Origin of the sequence: Oceanobacillus jeddahensis (genome assembly GCF_000750635.1) — a bacterium.
Classification (GTDB): domain Bacteria; phylum Bacillota; class Bacilli; order Bacillales; family Amphibacillaceae; genus Oceanobacillus; species Oceanobacillus jeddahense.
On the sequence record NZ_CCDM010000003.1, the window covers coordinates 394,714 to 413,705 of the forward strand.

Annotated in this window: 20 protein-coding genes and 1 other annotated feature; of the genes, 4 read left to right on the forward strand and 16 right to left on the reverse strand. The window is 38.9% G+C overall.

The window, feature by feature from the left end; genetic code table 11:
* Nucleotides 1–9 precede the first annotated feature (9 nt).
* Nucleotides 10–309 carry a post-transcriptional regulator gene (locus BN986_RS15275; protein ID WP_040981628.1) on the reverse strand — a complete coding sequence of 100 codons (300 nt, stop codon included), beginning with the start codon at nt 307–309 and terminating at the stop codon, nt 10–12.
* A gap of 145 nt (nt 310–454) precedes the next feature.
* Between BN986_RS15275 and spoVB the strand changes: the two genes are divergently transcribed.
* Both spoVB and BN986_RS15285 read left to right on the forward strand, forming a co-directional pair.
* Entirely contained in the window at nt 455–2,005 is a 1,551-nt protein-coding gene (spoVB, locus tag BN986_RS15280) for a stage V sporulation protein B (RefSeq protein WP_040981630.1), read from the forward strand.
* A 197-nt stretch (nt 2,006–2,202) separates the two neighbouring features.
* Nucleotides 2,203–2,583 (forward strand): TIGR04086 family membrane protein, encoded by a 381-nt coding sequence (locus tag BN986_RS15285; RefSeq protein WP_040981632.1) that lies wholly within the window; start codon nt 2,203–2,205, stop codon nt 2,581–2,583.
* A gap of 77 nt (nt 2,584–2,660) precedes the next feature.
* On the opposite strand, the gene yajC is transcribed toward BN986_RS15285, so the two are convergent.
* The 9 genes from yajC to safA all read right to left on the reverse strand — a co-directional run bounded on the left by yajC (nt 2,661) and on the right by safA (nt 10,169).
* Nucleotides 2,661–2,930 carry a preprotein translocase subunit YajC gene (gene yajC, locus BN986_RS15290; RefSeq protein WP_040981634.1) on the reverse strand — a complete coding sequence of 90 codons (270 nt, stop codon included), beginning with the start codon at nt 2,928–2,930 and terminating at the stop codon, nt 2,661–2,663.
* Nucleotides 2,931–2,945: 15 nt separating this feature from the next.
* Entirely contained in the window at nt 2,946–4,085 is a 1,140-nt protein-coding gene (tgt, locus tag BN986_RS15295) for a tRNA guanosine(34) transglycosylase Tgt (protein ID WP_040981636.1), read from the reverse strand.
* Between the two features lie 59 nt (nt 4,086–4,144).
* A complete protein-coding gene (gene queA, locus BN986_RS15300) occupies nt 4,145–5,173 on the reverse strand; it encodes a tRNA preQ1(34) S-adenosylmethionine ribosyltransferase-isomerase QueA (protein ID WP_040981638.1) in 1,029 nt (342 codons plus the stop codon).
* A 486-nt stretch (nt 5,174–5,659) separates the two neighbouring features.
* Nucleotides 5,660–5,851: a DUF2905 domain-containing protein gene (locus tag BN986_RS15305; RefSeq protein ID WP_040981640.1), complete on the reverse strand. Its 192-nt coding sequence runs from the start codon at nt 5,849–5,851 to the stop codon at nt 5,660–5,662.
* Nucleotides 5,851–6,858 carry a Holliday junction branch migration DNA helicase RuvB gene (gene ruvB / locus BN986_RS15310; RefSeq protein WP_040981642.1) on the reverse strand — a complete coding sequence of 336 codons (1,008 nt, stop codon included), beginning with the start codon at nt 6,856–6,858 and terminating at the stop codon, nt 5,851–5,853. Before ruvB ends, BN986_RS15305 begins: the two co-directional genes overlap by 1 nt.
* Before the next feature lie 18 nt (nt 6,859–6,876).
* Nucleotides 6,877–7,488 carry a Holliday junction branch migration protein RuvA gene (gene ruvA / locus BN986_RS15315; protein WP_040981644.1) on the reverse strand — a complete coding sequence of 204 codons (612 nt, stop codon included), beginning with the start codon at nt 7,486–7,488 and terminating at the stop codon, nt 6,877–6,879.
* A 63-nt stretch (nt 7,489–7,551) separates the two neighbouring features.
* Nucleotides 7,552–8,283, reverse strand: a complete 732-nt coding sequence (locus BN986_RS15320; RefSeq protein ID WP_040981646.1) for a YebC/PmpR family DNA-binding transcriptional regulator — start codon at nt 8,281–8,283, stop codon at nt 7,552–7,554.
* Nucleotides 8,284–8,367: 84 nt separating this feature from the next.
* Nucleotides 8,368–8,868 carry a YhcN/YlaJ family sporulation lipoprotein gene (locus BN986_RS15325; RefSeq protein WP_040981648.1) on the reverse strand — a complete coding sequence of 167 codons (501 nt, stop codon included), beginning with the start codon at nt 8,866–8,868 and terminating at the stop codon, nt 8,368–8,370.
* Between the two features lie 68 nt (nt 8,869–8,936).
* A complete protein-coding gene (gene safA, locus BN986_RS25795; RefSeq protein ID WP_052400823.1) occupies nt 8,937–10,169 on the reverse strand; it encodes a SafA/ExsA family spore coat assembly protein in 1,233 nt (410 codons plus the stop codon).
* Nucleotides 10,170–10,652: 483 nt separating this feature from the next.
* On the opposite strand from safA, the gene BN986_RS15335 reads away from it, so the two are divergent.
* Together BN986_RS15335 and BN986_RS15340 are read left to right on the forward strand one after the other, a co-directional pair.
* Complete coding sequence (locus tag BN986_RS15335) at nt 10,653–12,275, forward strand: BCCT family transporter (protein WP_040981650.1); 1,623 nt, start codon at nt 10,653–10,655, stop codon at nt 12,273–12,275.
* Between the two features lie 451 nt (nt 12,276–12,726).
* Nucleotides 12,727–14,349 (forward strand): BCCT family transporter, encoded by a 1,623-nt coding sequence (locus BN986_RS15340; protein WP_040981652.1) that lies wholly within the window; start codon nt 12,727–12,729, stop codon nt 14,347–14,349.
* 135 nt (nt 14,350–14,484) lie between these two features.
* On the opposite strand, the gene pheA is transcribed toward BN986_RS15340, so the two are convergent.
* The 6 genes from pheA to rplU form a co-directional block, all read right to left on the reverse strand.
* Nucleotides 14,485–15,339, reverse strand: a complete 855-nt coding sequence (pheA, locus tag BN986_RS15345; protein ID WP_040981654.1) for a prephenate dehydratase — start codon at nt 15,337–15,339, stop codon at nt 14,485–14,487.
* A gap of 201 nt (nt 15,340–15,540) precedes the next feature.
* Complete coding sequence (obgE, locus tag BN986_RS15350) at nt 15,541–16,821, reverse strand: GTPase ObgE (RefSeq protein WP_040981656.1); 1,281 nt, start codon at nt 16,819–16,821, stop codon at nt 15,541–15,543.
* 2 nt (nt 16,822–16,823) lie between these two features.
* Nucleotides 16,824–17,357: a Spo0B domain-containing protein gene (locus BN986_RS25800; RefSeq protein WP_052400825.1), complete on the reverse strand. Its 534-nt coding sequence runs from the start codon at nt 17,355–17,357 to the stop codon at nt 16,824–16,826.
* 158 nt (nt 17,358–17,515) lie between these two features.
* Nucleotides 17,516–17,806, reverse strand: a complete 291-nt coding sequence (gene rpmA, locus BN986_RS15360) for a 50S ribosomal protein L27 (protein WP_040981658.1) — start codon at nt 17,804–17,806, stop codon at nt 17,516–17,518.
* Nucleotides 17,807–17,820: 14 nt separating this feature from the next.
* Nucleotides 17,821–18,150: a ribosomal-processing cysteine protease Prp gene (locus tag BN986_RS15365; protein WP_040981660.1), complete on the reverse strand. Its 330-nt coding sequence runs from the start codon at nt 18,148–18,150 to the stop codon at nt 17,821–17,823.
* A 17-nt stretch (nt 18,151–18,167) separates the two neighbouring features.
* Complete coding sequence (gene rplU, locus BN986_RS15370) at nt 18,168–18,476, reverse strand: 50S ribosomal protein L21 (RefSeq protein WP_040981661.1); 309 nt, start codon at nt 18,474–18,476, stop codon at nt 18,168–18,170.
* A gap of 15 nt (nt 18,477–18,491) precedes the next feature.
* Nucleotides 18,492–18,566 (reverse strand) — a sequence feature (ribosomal protein L21 leader region).
* Between the last annotated feature and the right edge of the window lie 426 nt (nt 18,567–18,992).

Here is an 18,992-nt window from a genome sequence, read left to right on the forward strand (position 1 = left end):
TAATAGGAACTATTCCCCTGTATCAGGTGAACTTCCTAAAAGTGCTTCAATCGAAGCGGCTAAATCATCATTTTCATAGGATTGAATAGTTAAATAGCTTAAATAAATAGATGATTTCAAATGAAAAATATCTTGAACAATTTCATGCAACCTTTTTTCAGGCTCACCCTTCCAAGTTTTTACACAAAGGCATTTCCACACATCTTCTGGAGTCGCTTGTTCATACCCTAACATTTCTAATTCTTCTTGCTTGCTTTGTAATGCCGGATAAATCATTTCTTTCCATGTATCTACATGTTGGTTTTCCATTTCATCCCACCATTTCTATTTAATCTCCATGAACTTCTTTCTTAATTGTATGTCTTTTTTATTCAACTGTCATGGTTTGTCCATTACACAGCATATATATCATTGTATATCAAATTTATTTTTTTGAGAAGGCGGGGCAACACAAATGACAAAACAAACCTTTATCCAGGGAGCATTGATTCTAATTATTGCCGGAATGCTTACACGTTTTATGGGTTTCATTAACCGCATGGTCGTAGCACGCTTTATGGGTGAGGAAGGTGTCGGGCTATATATGATGGCTTTGCCTACTTTATTTTTAGTAATGACGTTAACACAATTTGGCCTTCCTGTCGCTATTTCAAAACGTGTTGCTGAAGCAGATGCTCAAAATGATTCCAAAAAAATAAAACAAATTGTTGCTGTCTCTCTTGCGATTACTTTAAGTGCAAGTATCCTGTTTACAATCCTATTGATTCTGGCTGCACCAATTTTATCCGTTACTCTGTTTACAGACAAACGGGTATTACTTCCATTAGTGGTTATTAGTCCAATTGTTCCAATTGCTGCTGTATCGGCAGTGTTAAGAGGGTATTTTCAAGGAAAACAAAATATGAAACCGCAAAGTATCTCCCAAGTATTAGAACAAATTGTTCGGATTGCATTTGTTGGTATATTCATTTATATTCTTTTACCTTATGGAGTGGAATACGCAGCTGCAGGCGCCATGTTCAGTATTATTATTGGTGAATTTGCTTCTCTCTTATACATGGTTCGGAAATTTCGTCAAAAAAGAAAGCTCAAAATACGAAAACATTTTACCGAAACCGTTCTATCTGGAAAGCAAACAGCAAAAGAGCTACTATCTATTTCCATGCCTACTTTAGGAAACAGAATGATCGGTTCTATTTCAAACTTTCTCGATCCGATTATTATCGTCCAGTCTCTCGCATTAGCTGGTGTTACTACTGCAGTTGCAACGAAACAATACGGAGAATTAATGGGCTACACCATGCCTTTATTATTTTTACCAACATTTATTACAAGTTCTTTATCGATAGCACTCGTCCCTTCCATTTCTGAAGCAGCAGCTAAAAACCAAACTGAGCTGATTCATAGTCGTATTCATCAATCTATCCGAATTTCTTTCGCATCAGGTGCATTAGCTACCATTATTATGACCTTATTTGCTGCAGATTTATTAAACCTGATGTATCGTTCTGATTCTGCTGCTCCATTATTGATTGTTATGGCACCTTTTTTCTTATTTTTATATATTCAAGCCCCCTTACAGGCCGCATTACAAGCTCTAGATTTAGCTCGTCCGGCTATGTGGAATACACTAACAGGAGTGATTTTAAAATTTGGAGCCATGCTTTTGTTGGCAACCAGTTCAAATTTAGGTATTAAAGGAGCCGCAATTGCAATTAGTCTAAATGTCGTTCTCGTTACTTTTCTCCATATTGCTGTATTAAAAAAAGAAATCAATTACTTTCCTGCCTGGAAAGACATCATTCGGATGGTTATCTTATGTGGGACAACTTTCATCTTGACATATTATATAAAAAACCAATTTTATAATGGTGATACAAATCTATTTTCATTTATCATACTGCTGATTGTCATTGTATTGATTTATTTAATTCTGTTGATTTTATTACAATTTATTCGAAAAGAAGAGTTAAAACAACTGCCGTTTTTTTCAAGAAGAAAATAAGAACAAACATTGGAAAAAATCACGTCAATGCATTTCTCATATATTGCGGTGATTCTACGTCTCAAGATGGCGTGTCGCTCTTAAAAAATTCTTCTTATCATCGCTTCATTTTTATTGGATTTTTGAACATCCTCTTCTAAATAAAATAAACAAGCATAAATTTAAATTAAGGGACAAACTCGGGAGGAGATAATTACATGGAAAAGATTCAATGGACATCCTTATTTTACGGTTGGATTATATTGTTCGCTTTACTTTTTATAACAAGTTTCACATTAGGATTAGTATTAAAATTCTTAGAGATGAAAGAAGCAACATTATCCTGGACTACCTTTATTATTGGACTGCTGATATTATTTTCTTGCGGAATGGTTACTGGTTTAAAAGGAAAGGCAAAAGGCTGGCTGTTAGGCTTGCTGATTGGATTAGGATTTACCGGATTTGTTTTTCTGGTCCAGTTTCTCGGATACCAACAGGCCTTTTCACTATCACAAGCAATGTATCATGGATTTTATATGATTGCCGCCATTTTAGGAGGAATTATCGGTGTTAATTTTTCGAGTCCCGCCGAAGAATAATAAAGTTTATGCTCATTTTCTACTGCTTTCTTCAAGCGTAAAAAAAGCTAATGACCTCGTAGTCATTAGCTTTTTTCTTATGCGTCTTGTTTTATTTCTCTAATCGCAGAACGATCATATGTTAATTTTGTGCCTTCTTCGGTAATTAACACAATCGTACCTTCATCAATTGCATGGATTTTTGCATGTAATCCGCCAATGGTTATGATTTCATTACCCTTTTGAAGGCTATCCTGCATTTCTCTTACTTGCTTCTGTCGCTTTTGCTGTGGGCGAATAAGTAAGAAATAAAAAATAGCAAACATAAGTACAATCCATAAAATTGGTGTAATCATTTCAGCTCCCATGTGTTCCACTCCTTCCTAAAAATTCTTTGGATTTTCTTGATTCAATCCGTATTGTTCAAAGAATGACTCTTTGAAATCACCAAGTCGATCTTCTTTTATAGCAGTTCGGACTTGCTCCATTAATTTTAACAGAAAATGCAGGTTATGATAAGTCGTAAGTCGGAATCCAAACGTTTCGTTACATTTTATTAAATGTCGAATGTAAGCTCTTGAGTAATTTTTACATACATGACAGTCACAATTCTCATCTATCGGCGTGAAATCACGTGCATATTTTGCATTCCGGACAACTAATCTGCCATTTGAAGTCATGCAAGTTCCATTTCTAGCAATACGCGTTGGCAGTACACAGTCAAACATATCTACTCCTCGAATCGCACCATCAATTAGAGCATCTGGAGACCCTACTCCCATTAAATATCTTGGTTTATTCGCTGGTAATAATGGTGTTGTAAATTCAAGAACTTGATTCATCACTTCTTTTGGCTCTCCAACCGATAAACCGCCAATCGCATAGCCAGGGAAATCAAGTGATACTAAATCACTTGCACTTTGCTTTCGTAAAGCTTCATATTCTCCACCTTGAACAATTCCAAATAGGCCTTGTGTATCTGGACGTTTATGTGCCTCCAAACAACGCTCTGCCCACCTGGAAGTCCGTTCCACAGACGATTTCATATAATCGTATGTAGCTGGATACGGAGGACATTCATCAAATGCCATCATAATATCTGATCCTAATGCATTTTGGATATGCATCGCTTTTTCAGGAGAAAGGAATAATTTCTCTCCATTTAAATGGTTACGAAAATGAACTCCTTTTTCTTCAATTTGGCGCATATCACTTAAACTAAATACTTGGAAACCGCCTGAATCTGTTAAAATGGCTTTATCCCAATTCATAAATTTATGCAGTCCGCCAGCTTCTTCAATAATATCTTCTCCCGGCCGGAGCCATAAATGGTAGGTATTTGATAAAATGATATTGGCCTGCATCGAATGTAACTCTTCCGGACTCATTGTTTTTACAGTTGCAAGTGTACCAACAGGCATAAAAGTCGGTGTATCAAAAGAGCCATGGGGTGTGTGGACTCGACCAAGTCTCGCTCCAGTCTGTTTGTCTGTTTTTATTAATTCATACGTTATCGGTATCATCATTCATCTTCCCTTTTCTTCAGCCTAAACATATCATAACGTATTTATACATGATTAGGCTAGATAATTAGCATTGCATCCCCAAAACTGAAAAAGCGGTAACGCTCTTTCACCGCTTCACGATATGCATGAAGCACTTCATCCTTCCCAGCCAAAGCACTAACAAGCATAATAAGTGTTGATTTCGGAAGATGAAAATTCGTAATCAAACCATCAATCGCCTGGTATTGATAAGGCGGGTAGATGAAAATATCTGTCCAGCCGTTTGTTTCTGCAAAAGAGCCATCATGATCACGGGTAATGGTTTCCAGTGTGCGGGTAGAAGTCGTACCCACTGAAATAATTCTTCTTCCTTCTGCCTTGGCAGTATTTAATGCTTCACCAGCCTCTTTGGACATACGATAAAACTCGCTGTGCATTGTATGATCTTCTACCGAATCTACGCTGACAGGACGGAATGTACCGAGTCCGACATGGAGAGTAATAAAAACAATCTCGACACCTTTATCCTTTATCTGTTGTAATAATTCATCAGTGAAGTGAAGGCCGGCAGTAGGGGCAGCGGCTGAACCTTTTTCTTTTGCATACACTGTCTGGTAACGGTCTTTTTCAGACAATTGTTCCTTAATATATGGCGGAAGCGGCATTTCACCGAGCTCATCTAATATCTCGTAAAAAATACCTTGATAAGAAAATTCTACTGTCCGACCACCATGCTCTTTGATATCTGTACAAACTGCTTTTAATAAACCGTCTCCGAAATCAATAACTGTTCCTTTTTTTACTTTCTTTGCAGGTTTTACTAACACTTCCCAGCTATCGCCTTCTTCCTGATGCAGCAAAAGAACCTCCAGCTTTGCACCAGTATCTTCTTTGACACCATACAAACGAGCCGGCAACACCTTGGTATCGTTTAATACAAGGCAGTCTCCTGCATGAAGATAATCTATAATATCTGAAAAATGCTTATGCTGTATCTGACCTGTCTGCTTATCCAACACACAAAGTCTAGACGCAGTCCGATCCTTCAACGGCGTCTGTGCAATCAATTCCTCAGGCAAATCAAAGTCAAAATCCTCTATATTCATGTTCATCCCTTGCTTTCTTTTTATCTTTCATACCTTATCATGGAGAACCGTACGTATAATTCCCGCCTCCAAATAAAGCGTAAAATAAATTTATTTAGGCGGGAGATCAGGTGAGCTAACTCCCTGAATCACTCAGGCTAACTCAGTGGGGGAAGAACAGCCGACTAAGTTCGCGACGTCCTGGGGGTAGGGCTGCGATTACCAATATTGTCAGGTTAATCGACCGCTACGACGGGTTATGGTGGGGTGAGTAATCTTAAGCCCCAGAAAAACACTACGCTTTTCGTGGGCCCTGATCTCATCTCCTTTAAAGAAGACTTGCTGATTGGCAAGCCGACAGGCGCAGACAGAAGCATAGTCGCGCTTATGCCTGTGGTAGAAAAAAGAAGTTCACTTTTTTCTGCGGAGTCTTCCCACTGGGACTGCGATTACTCGCCCCATCGAAAAAGTTGTGCGTCGAAAAATCCCACTGAGTGAAATTTCGTTTTATCTGAATCTGTTTATAATAAATAAAATCAGCGTTAATATCACACTAACGAGAATAGAAGTCATCAGCGGAAAATGAAAGGTCATATTTCCTTTTTGAAACGAAAAATCACCTGGCAGCCTCCCGATAAATGACCAAAGTAAACCAATGACAATCAGAACAATGCCAGCAATAATAAAGATTTTCCCCATTATTCTTCCCCGTTTATCATTGGTATTCCAAAATGTTCATAGGCTTTTGGGGTAACTTTTCTTCCTCTTGGAGTCCGCTGAATAAACCCTAATTGAAGCAGAAAAGGTTCATATACTTCTTCTATCGTCTGCGATTCTTCCCCAATTGTAGCTGCGATAGTATCTAAGCCGACCGGGCCGCCATTAAAACCTTCTATAATTTCTTTTAACAGCTTATGATCAATATGATCCAAACCGGATTCATCAACCTGCAGCATTTTTAAAGCTTGCCTTGATGTTTCAAAACTAATTTCTGTTTCCCCTTTCACCTGCGAAATATCACGTACTCTTTTTAGTAAGCGATTGGCAATACGCGGTGTCCCTCTGGACCTGCTGGCAATTTCTACAGCAGCATCTTCCGAGATGGTCATATGAAATATTTCGGCTGTACGCATGACTATTTGGCGCAGGTCCGCCACATCGTAATATTCCAGGCGGCTGAGTACCCCAAATCGGTCACGTAACGGCGCACTTAACAGTCCAGACCGTGTAGTCGCTCCTACCAGTGTAAACGGAGGCAAATCAATGCGGACACTACGGGCGCTTGGCCCACTTCCTATTACGATATCTATAAAAAAGTCTTCCATTGCCGGATACAGCACTTCTTCCACAGATCGTGGAAGGCGATGTACTTCATCAATAAATAATACGTCTCCAGGCTCCAATGAAGAAAGTATTGCTGCCAAATCTCCTGCCCGCTCAATGGCCGGACCAGAAGTAGACCTGAATTGAACTCCCATCTCATTAGCAATAATAGAAGCCAGTGTTGTTTTACCCAATCCCGGCGGCCCGAACAGCAATACATGATCAAGCGGTTCTTCCCGCATTTTGGCTGCTTGGATAAAGATACTTAAATTTTCTTTTACCTTGGGTTGACCAATGTAATCCTCTAGTTGCAGCGGTCTTAAACTTTGCTCTATCGATACATCCTCATCTTGCAAGTTACCGTCAATCATCCGTTCATCCAAGGATAAAACTCCTTTCTATTATTTTGCTAACAGACTAAATGCTTTACGAATAACTTCATCCGTATTTGTGAGTGTATTATCTGATTTCAGTTGTGGCGTAATTTTCTTTAATTCACTAGGCGTGAAGCCTAATGCTTTTAAAGCATCCAATGCTTCAGAAACGATTTCGCGCTCCCCGGTACTTACTGTTACTTCCGAAGATTGCTCCGCAGTACTCTCTATAGCAAAATCATGAACCAGTTTTCCTTTTAAGTCTAATATAATCTGACGGGCTGTTTTTTTCCCGACACCTGGAAAAGTTGTTAAAAATTTTTCATCTTCATTTTCGACTGCCGAAATAAAACCTTGGATATGAACGCCTGCTAATATTGCCAAAGCTCCTTTTGGACCGATTCCTGACACAGAAATAAGCTTTGTAAATAAATATTTCTCATCCGTATTCCGAAAGCCGAATAAGATTTGTGCATCTTCCCGGACATGATGATGTGTATGTATTTGGACTTGCTGATTCATTTCCGGTTCAAATACATAAGGATTGGGACAAATCAGCTCGTACCCAATCCCATGTACATCCACAATGACAGCATTATCTTTTATCGTCATAAGCTTTCCTTTTATATATGCAATCATATTGAGCTCCCTTTATTTTAAACGGAATCAATGAATAAACTTCTATTTATGAAAAATAGAAGTTTATTCATTCGACTCCAGATTATGGTGAACATCCTGGACATCTTCACTTTCTTCCAATGCATCCACTAACTTCATCATCTTTTCTTCATCTTCCGGAGATAAAGAATTATAATTTTGCGGGATGAAAGTAACTTCTGCATCAGCCAACTTGTAAGACTGCTCTTCTAAATAAGAGACAACATCCTGGTAATCCTCTGGACTTGTAAAGACCTCATAAGCTCCATCCTCAACACTCACATCTTCTGCTCCAGCTTCCAGTGCATCTAATGTGATCGTATCTTCATCAATAGCACCGTCTTCATTTTCAACGACAATGTAACCTTTACGATCAAACATAAAAGAGACACTCCCATTTTCACCCAGATTTCCGCCATTCTTTTTAAAAGCATGTCTGATTTCTGCAGCAGTACGGTTTTTATTATCTGTTAATACATTTACAATAACTGCCACACCGCCGGGGCCATATCCTTCATACGTGATTTCCTCATAAGTGGCACCATCCAACGTACCCGTTGCTTTTTTAATATTTCTCTCTATATTATCATTAGGCATATTATCAGCCTTTGCTTTATCAACAGCTGTTCTTAATGCAGCATTGGTATCCATATCCCCACCGCCGCTTTTGGCAGCAAGATAAATATCTTTTGCGTGCCTCATGAAAATTTTACCTTTTTTTGCATCTTGTGCATTTTTTCTTTTTTGTATATTTTTCCATTTGGAATGTCCAGCCATTAGACATACTCCTCTCTCGAAACTCTTTTTTTACTATATCAAAAAAAGTTCCATCAGAAAAGGAAAACCATCTTTTACCTTCAATTATTCAAACAGCTCCTGAAACAGGCGTTCCGTATCTTCTCCCATTTGGTTTGCTTCCTCACGTGCATTAAAATCTTTCACCCGTTCCCATTTTGCCGTATTATTATAAATAAACAACTGTTTGTCTGTATCCAGTATTTGTTCAATATCTTTACTGATTTCCTCAAAATCACGATTATCTGTACCTTTTTTCATTTGAACAGCGACAACGACACGATCTGCTGCTGTAACAACTTGAGCATCCTCTACCTCTACATTCTCTCTAACCCTTTCCTGAAATGCAGCAGATTCCTCTCTATCGAAAGTTTCAAATGATGGAGCTGGTGTTTGTATTTCTGCATCGTTTGAATTCTCTATAGATTGTTGATTCCTGTTTTCTTCATAGTGAATAGGTTGAACAGATTGTTTGTTACTTGCATCTTTTTCTGTAGAAGTATTAGCACAACCCATCATTACTAGCATAATTGATACCATATAAAAAATATGTTGTATTTTAAACATAATAAAATCCTCCCTCATACGGTAGTATGGATAAGGAAGGATTTTTTACACCTTTTTTATTCAACCTTTTATGAATTAGAGCCATGTTTATCATTAGGATGTTCTGGAAAGAATGGTGGCTTAGGATAAAATGTGTTTCCTTGTGAATTAGATAGTGACGTCTGATCAACCTGGAAATAATTTCGATTTTCAGCGAACCTTTGCGGCTGTCTTGGTTCATTCATAAATGATGCGGATGTTGGCAACTGATTGTGTTTATAAGGTGATAACGGTCCATTATTATTCGTATTGTGATTAGAAGTTAATGCATCATTTTCTGAAGAGTATGGTCCCGCTTCAGATGGTTGTTGGTTTGTTTGATTTATAGATGGTTGTTGCTGGCTAGGCCTCATCCCTTGAAATTGCTGATCGGTTGCTCCAAACTGTTCTTCGCTAAGTCCACCAAATCCCGCTGGCACCGGATTAAAATTACCTTGCATTGGTGCAAATTGATGTTGACTTCCACACCCACAATCTCCCATAGGCGGCATCATTGGAAATTCCTGCTGCATTCCCGGATGGATAGGATGCGGATGATGTACTGGCGGATGCATTGGCGGACAAGGCATATAAAATATCGGTATCATTTGCGGAAAGAACGGCATTGGTTCACATGGCATTGCTGCCGGCTGCTGATATGTCTCAAAATCAAATGCAGGTTGTTTTTGTTCTGCCGGTTGTGTTTGCGGTTCTTCCATACTGGCTGGCTGCTGCTTTTCGATTGGTTTTGGTTTTTCTTGCTTATGTTCTTTAGGCTTTGGAGGCTTCGGCATCTTTTTTGACGGCATTTTTTCCGTTTTCATTTCCTTTTCTAAAACAGGCATTGCAGGTGCCTGTGGCATTTTAGGCATGACTGCTTCAAATTGTTCTTTTTTCTTTTCTTTTTGATCGTCTTCTTGCAATACAGCAATTGGTGTAGGTGTTTTTTGTTTAAATGGATGCTCCTCTTTTTTCTGCTCTTCTTTTTGCACAGTTTGTTTTTCTTCTTTTTTAGGTGCTTTTGTCTCTTCCTTGGAAACCGGCGCTTTCTGTTCTTTCTTGGCTGTCTTTTTCTCTTTCGGTATTGGTGTCATTTGTTCCTTTTTAGATTCACTTTTTTGGACTGTTTTTTTTGAGCCGGGTATTTTTATTTTCATTCCAGGCATTAGCTTTTCCGGATCAGCCAAGTGTGAATTTACCTTTTTTAATTCTTCAAAAGAAGCATTATACTTCTCTGCCAATTTCCACAACGTATCTCCAAGTTGCACAATGTGTATTTTCAAAAATAACGAACTCCTTTCCCTTTCATTATTGAAATGGGCTAATGCTCTATATCAGCATATGCATCAAATAGAAAAAAGTTGCACAAGGAGACTTACATGGTTTTTAATTTTGAAGCTTCCAGTTCAGGCTTGTATTGAAAAAGTAATATGCGATGGCTTTCATGCAATGTTCCCACCCGGAAAAGCTGACCCGTCAAAATAGTATACATGTCCATAAATGTTTCAACTTGATTTGTACATACTAACCAGAGAAAGCATCATTTTCATGAAATTTTTTTGTTAAATATTCATTTAGAGACACTCCAATCATAATTTGATTGAAGTGCGGAGCATGAAGTATGCAATCTGTTTTTATCCTGCCCGTGATTATTATGGTCTTGCTCATAGCAGAGGTTATTCTATTTATGCTTGCTTAGGAAACGGAATTCCAAAATATATGAATCATTATTACATGCACATTTTAAATACTGGAAGGTGAAAATTATGAGTAAATCCTCTAAAAAAAGGAAAATATCTAATGTTTTTATTTATGCCTCTGTTGTTGTTGGCATCTTAGTAATACTTGGAGCAGTATTTCCAAATCAATTCGGGCAAATTTCCGGTAACTTATCCTCCTGGATTACGAACTATTTCGGCTGGTATTACATGATTCTTACCGCTCTGCTTGTCTTCTTTTGTATATTTCTTATTTTCAGTCCAATTGGAACTTTAAAATTAGGAAAACCAAAAGATGAGCCAGAATTCAATACCGTTTCTTGGCTTGCTATGTTATTCAGTGCCGGGATGGGGATTGGATTAGTGTTTTATGGTGCATCTGAGCCAATTTCACATTATATTGCACCGCCTACAGAAAATCCAGAAACCAATGCTGCAATGCTTGAATCAATCCGATCCACTTTTTTACATTATGGATTTCATGCTTGGGCTATATATGGAGTGGTTGCGCTCGCTCTCGCATATTCACAATTTAGAAAAGGAGAAGTTGGACTATTATCTAAAGCGTTGCGTCCGTTATTCCATGACCGTGTAGATGGCGCATTCGGTACGATCATAGATGTATTGGCCGTTTTTGCAACCGTGATTGGTGTCGCTGTATCACTTGGTGTCGGGGCTTTACAAATCAACGGTGGTTTAAACTACCTGTTCGGCGTACCCAATAACTCCGTCGTCCAGGGAATCATTATCGCTATTGTGACGGTGCTTTTCCTAATCAGTTCTTGGAGTGGAATAAATAAAGGTCTTCAATATTTGAGCAATGCAAACATGGTGCTGGCCGGTATCATATTTCTTACCATATTAGTTGTTGGACCTACCATTCTAATCTTAAATATGACGACAAGCGGAACAGGCTCCTATTTGCAAAATCTTCTGTTCAACTCCTTGGATGTTGCACCGCTAAATACGCAAAAGAGCGAATGGATGGCTGACTGGACGCTTTATTATTGGGGCTGGTGGATGAGCTGGAGCCCATTTGTCGGTATCTTCATCGCGCGTGTTTCCAGAGGCCGGTCGATTCGTGAATTTGTTCTGGCTGTAATGCTTGTCCCGACCGTCATTAGTATTTTATGGTTTAGTGTATTCGGCGTTACAAGTATTTCGGTTGCACAAAATGCTCCACAAATCTTTAATATGGGGCCTGAAACACAATTATTTGCAGTTTTCAACGAAATACCATTGGGCACCATTTTATCCATTGTTGCAATTGTACTCGTAACCATATTCTTTATAACTTCTGCAGACTCAGCAACTTTCGTTTTAGGGATGCAAACGTCATTTGGATCCTTAACTCCGGACAGAAAGATTAAGATCGTTTGGGGAGCTTCCTTATCAGCCATTGGGTATATCCTCCTTTTAGCAGGCGGAGAAAATGGCCTCGATGCACTGCAGTCCGCTGCAATAACAGCTGCCTTGCCTTTTAGCATCGTTGTTATACTGCTGGTTATATCCTTCTTTAAAAGCGCCAATGACGAAAGGAAATTTTTAGGTTTATCCATAACGCCTGACAGAAAAAGAATGCAGACCTACCTGGAAAATTCATCAGAGGAATACGAAAAGAAATTAGAAACATACCGGGAAAATAAAAAAGACGATACAAAAGGAATATAACGGATTTCTTGAACCCTTACTGTATGCTAAAAAATGCTGAGAAGAAACTGACTCCGCTCTTTTTCTTATCTCAACTTAAGTAACCGCAGACTTACCTCCTTGATTTCATTTTTCTTCAGGAATAACCGTGTCTAGCTCCAAGCGCTAAAAACGGACGCTTGGAGCTTTTCGTTCTTTGTTAGATTGTTCAATTATTATGATAGACCCTCATTTTGATTTAAAATGTTTGCTTTTTTCTTATAGAGGTATATAGATATAAGGGGACATCCTGAACAAGAAGCTTAATTAAATTGAAAAATCATTCTTATTGCAGTACAGCAGGTGGTTCGTTTTATTTTCATATGGACTGCAGTTGATTTTATAATGATTCCTTGTTAGGATATGAAAGTCTAATAAATACAATATTCAAATTTGTATTTAGGATTGTTTTAAATACGGGAAGGAGCAAATTATGAGTAAAATCTCATCAAAAAGAAAAATGTCTAATGTTTTTCTTTACGCCTCTATTGTTATTGGCATTTTAGTAATACTTGGAGCAGTTTTTCCAGAAGGATTTGGAAGCATTGCGGGTAATTTATCAGATTGGATTACAGAATATTTTGGCTGGTACTACATGATTCTTACAACCATCCTCGTTTTCTTTTGTATTTTTCTTATTTTTAGTCCAATCGGAACGTTAAAGTTAGGAAAACCAAAAGATAAACCAGAATTCAATACCGTTTCTTGGCTTGCAATGTTATTTAGTGCCGGGATGGGAATTGGATTAGTGTTCTATGGTGCGTCTGAGCCTGTTTCGCATTATCTCGCTCCGCCCACAGCGGATCCAGAAACGAACGAAGCGATGCTTGAGTCGATGCGCTCTACTTTCTTACACTACGGTTTCCATGCATGGGCTATATACGGTGTTGTGGCACTGGCACTCGCATATTCTCAATTCAGAAGAGGAGAAGTTGGACTTTTATCCAAAGCGTTACGCCCGATATTCCACGATCGTGTCGATGGTCCGTTGGGGACTGTGGTAGACGTTCTTGCAGTTTTTGCAACTGTAATCGGTGTTGCCGTCTCACTTGGTGTAGGCGCTTTGCAGATTAATGGCGGTTTAAACTACTTAATTGGTATACCTAATAACATATTCGTTCAGGCAATTATTATAGCTGTGGTAACAGTGCTGTTCTTAATCAGTGCTTGGAGTGGGTTAAGTAAAGGAATTCAGTATTTAAGTAATGCCAACATGGTATTAGCTGGAATACTATTTTTAGTTATATTAATTGTCGGTCCAACTATATTAATTTTAAATATGATGACGTCCGGTACGGGTGGCTATCTGCAAAATTTTGTGTATAATGCTCTGGATGTCGCACCACTGAATGAACAAAAAAGCAACTGGATGTCTGATTGGACGATTTACTACTGGGGCTGGTGGATGAGCTGGAGTCCGTTTGTAGGAATCTTTATCGCCCGTGTTTCCAAAGGACGTACGGTCCGAGAATTTATTCTTGCTGTATTGCTTGTACCCACAGTGATAGGCATTATATGGTTTAGCGTATTTGGTGTTACAGGCATTTCTGTCGGCCAAAGTGTACCACAAATATTTGATATGCCTCCGGAAACACAGTTATTCGGGATTTTCAACGAGCTTCCAATGGGCGTGATACTATCGGTTGTAGCGATTCTGCTTGTATCCATATTTTTTATAACCTCCGCAGACTCAGCAACTTTTGTTTTAGGAATGCAAACATCTTTTGGATCCCTGACACCACCAGGAAGAATAAAGATTGTTTGGGGTGTTTCTTTATCAGCTATCGCGTTTATTCTTCTATTAGCAGGGGGAGAAACTGGCCTTGATGCATTGCAATCAGCCGCGATAACGGCTGCACTGCCATTTAGTATTGTTGTTATATTACTAGTTATATCCTTCTTCAAAATTGCTAACGAAGAAAGAAAATTCTTAGGACTAACCATAACTCCTAACAAGCAGCGAGTGAAAACTTATTTGGAAACTTCTCCAGAGGAGTATGAAAAAAAATTAGAAACGTATAGAGAAAAGCAAAAAGACGATACAAAAGGAATATAAACAAGAAAAAGTGCTGAGACCAAATATCCTCAGCACTTTTTCTTGTTTATTCATTTATCACGGAGAACCGCCCGTAAAACCTCCACTGAATGAAGTTTCATTTTATAGACGATAAACTTGTATTAATCCAAGAATTTATAAAATATCATAAACAGAATATGATCCCAGGATTGTAACCTGACATCCCAGCGCTTCCAGTTCAGCTTTAACACCAGGAAGCAGAACGTCATCATAAGCTTGGTTTACATCGATAATAAAGAAATAATTGCCTAATCCCGTTTTTGTAGGTCTGGACTCAATCTTAGATAAGTTTAATTTACGCCACGCAAACGCAGAAAGAATTTGATGCAGTGCACCTGCCTGGTCACTTGGCAATGTAATTAAAAGTGTTGTTTTATCGCCCTTGGCTTCACTTTTGATTTTAACTTTCTCCGGATGATGGGAAAGGACCAGAAAGCGGGTATGATTATTTGGGTAATCATGAATATTTTCTTTAATTATTTCTAAACCATACTCTGATGCAGCAGCTCGATTTCCGATAGCTGCAATAGGTTGATCAGAATCGCTTACGATTTCGGCCGCTTTCCCTGTTGATGAAGTAAATGCAATTTTGGCATTATGTAAATTTTGATGCAAATACTGATGACACTGAGCGATAGCATGGCTATGCGAATGTACCTCTTGTATTTCGGATTCGTTATGAACAATATCACTGCGTACCAATAAATGCTGTTGAATTGGTACAACAATTTCTCCCACTACGGGTATTCGGGCTTGATGGATCAAGTAATCAACCGTCAGTTGTACAGTGCCTTCAATGGCATTTTCCAATGGAACAACTCCAATATCGATTTCTCCTTTATCTACAGCATCGATACATTCTGGAATTGTTTTAAAAGCTTCTTTGTGTTCTCCGTTAAATGTTGCATCTACTGCTAATTTTGTAAATGTTCCCTTAGGACCTAGATAACCAATACTCGTCAACTTCATTTCCTCCTAAATAGAAAAATGCAAAACGTCTGTTTAGAAACGTAAGACTTAAGCCCCGAACTTTGGACATGATTCAAATTTAACCTGGCTTCTTTCACTTCCAGAAAAAAAGAATCATGCCATTTAGTATTATATCGATACCAATCTTTAGTCTCACGTTCTATTTTCTACTCTTGGCGCTTGTAACCAGATAACCATAAACTATTCAATAAAATCGAATTCATAATCTAACAGTCGGACCGTATCACCGTCCTGTGCACCACGTTCACGAAGAGCTTTGTCAACACCCATTCCCCTTAACTGACGGGAGAAACGTTGAACAGCCTCGTCATGTTGAAAATCTGTCATTTTAAATAAGGTCTCAATTCGGTGCCCATAAAGTACGTAAGCACCATCTGGATCTCTTGTTATATGGAAAGGCTCCTCTTCCTTCTGATAGCGATAAACAACTGTTTCATCTGCCTGCTCTATCTCTGGTTCATACTTCGGAATTTCTTCCAATTTATCGGCCACTGCAAATAATAAATCTCTCAATCCTTCTTTGGTAATGGCTGAAATGTTATATATTGGGACTTCCTCTCCCAGTTTCTCTTTAAATACTTTTAAATGCTCTTCTGCATCTGGCATGTCCATTTTATTAGCAGCAATAATTTGTGGTCTTGTTAACAGCTTCTTATCGTATGCAGCAAGTTCTTCATTAATCTTCGTATAGTCTTCATAAGGAGTACGTCCTTCTGTTCCTGCCATATCAATCACATGAACAATCACCCTCGTACGTTCCACATGACGAAGGAATTGATAGCCCAATCCCACACCTTGTGATGCCCCCTCAATCAATCCAGGTAAATCAGCCATAACAAAACTGCGCTGATCTCCGGTATCAACTACTCCAAGATTGGGAGCAACCGTTGTAAAATGATAAGCTGCAACCTTTGGCTTAGCTGCACTGACTACAGACAGTAGTGTAGACTTACCTACGCTTGGAAAGCCTACTAATCCTACATCAGCAATCAGCTTCAATTCTACTTTTATATTACGTTCTTGACCTGGTTCACCATTTTCAGCCATATCCGGAGCGGGGTTACGCGGACTGGCAAATCTTGTATTGCCCCGGCCTCCGCGCCCTCCTTTTGCGATGACAGCTTCTTGTTCATGGGTTGTTAAATCAGCAATTACTTCTTCTGTATCTTCATCTATTACCGTTGTGCCCGGTGGTACGGGAATCACATAAGCAGCAGCATTTTTTCCGTGCTGCGTTTTGCTCATCCCATTTTCACCGCGTTTTCCTTTAAAATGTCGATTATACCGAAAGTCCATTAAGGTATTTAACCCCTCATCTACTTTAAAGACAATATCTGCACCATTTCCACCGTCTCCACCTGCTGGTCCTCCTTTTGGTACATATTTCTCTCTGCGGTATGCAACAAGTCCGTTTCCGCCATCTCCTGCTTTCACATAGACACTTACCTGATCGACAAACATGATTAATCACCTCTTTCTACTTTTGCTATATTCCATTCAAAGCTTGTTTGTTCTTTTTCTTGTATCACAGAAATTCCATGTTGCTTTTCTATGTGTTTCACATTCATATTCTCCAGTGTGACATCTTTTATGTTCATCCGAATGATCCAATGTGTTTCTTTTTCTTGTATATGGAGAAAGAGATCGTATACATGCAACTCTTCCGCAGCCTCTGATAGAACAGCTAATAATTTCTTACAAGTTATTAAAAGCTCTTGCTCATCAATTGATTTTTCAACAGATTCCAACAACTCCACACGATAGGTTAATGCAAAAGAAGGATATGCATCCTGAAATTGTAACATCCAAATCATAAAACTATCTGCATTCAACCGCATGAGATTCCGTTCCTCTTCATAGTACCTAAGAACGTCATCTAAATTCCGTTTTGCTTTATCCGTTTTTTCCATACTCAAATAACCGGAAACAATTTGCAATCGGTTCATTAAGTCATGTCTATATTTTTGTATTAAACGAACTGTTTCCTTTTCATCCATTCCTTCACCTCATTAAAGTTGAGTATAGCAGAAAACAGTGGAAATCAAAAGCCGTAAACCGCAGAATACAACAATACATAAAATGAAAGAAGGCTGTCGAGAAGTTACCTCGACAGCCTGTCTTATCTGTATTTAACTATACCGCTGCTATCCAAGCATTATGCTTCTTTGGCTACAGGATAAACACTAACTTTTTTACGGTTTCTACCGAAGCGTTCAAATCTCACAACACCATCGATTTTAGCGAAAAGCGTGTCATCTCCACCGCGGCCAACGTTCTCACCCGGATAAACTTTTGTACCACGTTGACGGTAAAGAATAGATCCACCAGTTACTTGCTGTCCGTCAGCACGCTTTGTACCAAGTCGTTTTGATTCTGAATCACGACCGTTTTTAGAGCTACCTACACCTTTTTTAGATGCGAAAAATTGTAAATCAAGACGTAACATGAAAATGCACCTCCTTATGAAAAATTCAGTTGAACATGCTCCCTATAACTCTCCTCAATGGTTTCTAAAGAGACAATCATCCCTTGTATCAACCATTGCATCTTTTCAAGTTTTTGGGAGCCTATATCCGTTGGAAGCTTCACAGCAAAATAACCGCCATCAGCTCCCTGATCAATATCAAGGTCTGTCTCACACAGTTCCATAATTGCATTCACAGCACCAAATGTTACAGCCGAAACGCCTGCACAGACAAGGTCATACCCATAAGGGCCGCTTTCCGCATGCCCGGTAAGCTCAAATGCTGTAACCCGGCTTTCTGATTGAAAAACAGTTATTTGAATCATGATGAACTACAGTACCCTTATAAGTTGATTTTGTCGATAACAAGTTTCGTATATGGTTGACGATGACCTTGTTTACGATGATAGTTCTTTTTAGGTTTGAACTTCACAACATCAATTTTCTTTTGACGGCCATGCTTTGCAACATTTGCTGTTACAGATGCACCATCAACGTATGGAGCACCAACCTTTACATCGTCTCCACCGACGAATAGGACTTTCTCAAAAGTTACCGAGTCATTCACTTCACCAGCAACTTTCTCTACATAAATTTCTTGTCCTTCTGTTACTTTAACTTGTTTACCACCAGTTTCGATAATTGCGTACATTTATATGCACCTCCTCATTAAACTCAGACTCGCCATTCAGGTACTGCACTATACAGTTTTAAGACCTGTTCTGCGCGGTTGTAGCACGGGTGCTACTTAGAATAACAGATAAATCTTATCATTTTACGGGTTCCACTGTCAACCTTTTTACAAAAGTTCCGCCAAGATTACTTTCTGTGCATGAAAGCTATTCCTGTTGTTAATTATTCATGCTGGTTTGACTCGAACTGCTAAACCAAGCATTTGAAATAACGGAATAATCGTGTCATCAAGCGATAGAAATACTATTTCGTCTACCCCAACAAGATGTTTTCTCTTTCATTCGCTGTAGAATCCTATCAGAGCGGAGGCCAACCACGCAGACTCCCATGGGAACAGGGCGAGCTGAAGATCCACTTGAAAAGCGGTTTTCTTTTCAAGTTAGCTGAAGCCGTCTCCATGGAAAGCGGAGTGGTTGGCCGGAGCGGAAGCTATACACTATCATTCGTTCAAAAAAGCTGATTTAACCAAAAGCAA

What these genes read in the sequence shown, in the direction of transcription:
- BN986_RS15275 (WP_040981628.1), bottom strand. Translation starts at nt 309, where the DNA reads ATGGAAAACCAACATGTAGATACATGGAAAGAAATGATTTATCCGGCA.
- spoVB (WP_040981630.1), top strand. Translation starts at nt 455, where the DNA reads ATGACAAAACAAACCTTTATCCAGGGAGCATTGATTCTAATTATTGCC.
- BN986_RS15285 (WP_040981632.1), top strand. Translation starts at nt 2,203, where the DNA reads ATGGAAAAGATTCAATGGACATCCTTATTTTACGGTTGGATTATATTG.
- yajC (WP_040981634.1), bottom strand. Translation starts at nt 2,930, where the DNA reads ATGGGAGCTGAAATGATTACACCAATTTTATGGATTGTACTTATGTTT.
- tgt (WP_040981636.1), bottom strand. Translation starts at nt 4,085, where the DNA reads ATGATACCGATAACGTATGAATTAATAAAAACAGACAAACAGACTGGA.
- queA (WP_040981638.1), bottom strand. Translation starts at nt 5,173, where the DNA reads ATGAATATAGAGGATTTTGACTTTGATTTGCCTGAGGAATTGATTGCA.
- BN986_RS15305 (WP_040981640.1), bottom strand. Translation starts at nt 5,851, where the DNA reads ATGGGGAAAATCTTTATTATTGCTGGCATTGTTCTGATTGTCATTGGT.
- ruvA (WP_040981644.1), bottom strand. Translation starts at nt 7,488, where the DNA reads ATGATTGCATATATAAAAGGAAAGCTTATGACGATAAAAGATAATGCT.
- BN986_RS15320 (WP_040981646.1), bottom strand. Translation starts at nt 8,283, where the DNA reads ATGGCTGGACATTCCAAATGGAAAAATATACAAAAAAGAAAAAATGCA.
- BN986_RS15325 (WP_040981648.1), bottom strand. Translation starts at nt 8,868, where the DNA reads ATGTTTAAAATACAACATATTTTTTATATGGTATCAATTATGCTAGTA.
- BN986_RS15335 (WP_040981650.1), top strand. Translation starts at nt 10,653, where the DNA reads ATGAGTAAATCCTCTAAAAAAAGGAAAATATCTAATGTTTTTATTTAT.
- BN986_RS15340 (WP_040981652.1), top strand. Translation starts at nt 12,727, where the DNA reads ATGAGTAAAATCTCATCAAAAAGAAAAATGTCTAATGTTTTTCTTTAC.
- pheA (WP_040981654.1), bottom strand. Translation starts at nt 15,339, where the DNA reads ATGAAGTTGACGAGTATTGGTTATCTAGGTCCTAAGGGAACATTTACA.
- obgE (WP_040981656.1), bottom strand. Translation starts at nt 16,821, where the DNA reads ATGTTTGTCGATCAGGTAAGTGTCTATGTGAAAGCAGGAGATGGCGGA.
- BN986_RS25800 (WP_052400825.1), bottom strand. Translation starts at nt 17,357, where the DNA reads ATGGATGAAAAGGAAACAGTTCGTTTAATACAAAAATATAGACATGAC.
- rpmA (WP_040981658.1), bottom strand. Translation starts at nt 17,806, where the DNA reads ATGTTACGTCTTGATTTACAATTTTTCGCATCTAAAAAAGGTGTAGGT.
- BN986_RS15365 (WP_040981660.1), bottom strand. Translation starts at nt 18,150, where the DNA reads ATGATTCAAATAACTGTTTTTCAATCAGAAAGCCGGGTTACAGCATTT.
- rplU (WP_040981661.1), bottom strand. Translation starts at nt 18,476, where the DNA reads ATGTACGCAATTATCGAAACTGGTGGTAAACAAGTTAAAGTAACAGAA.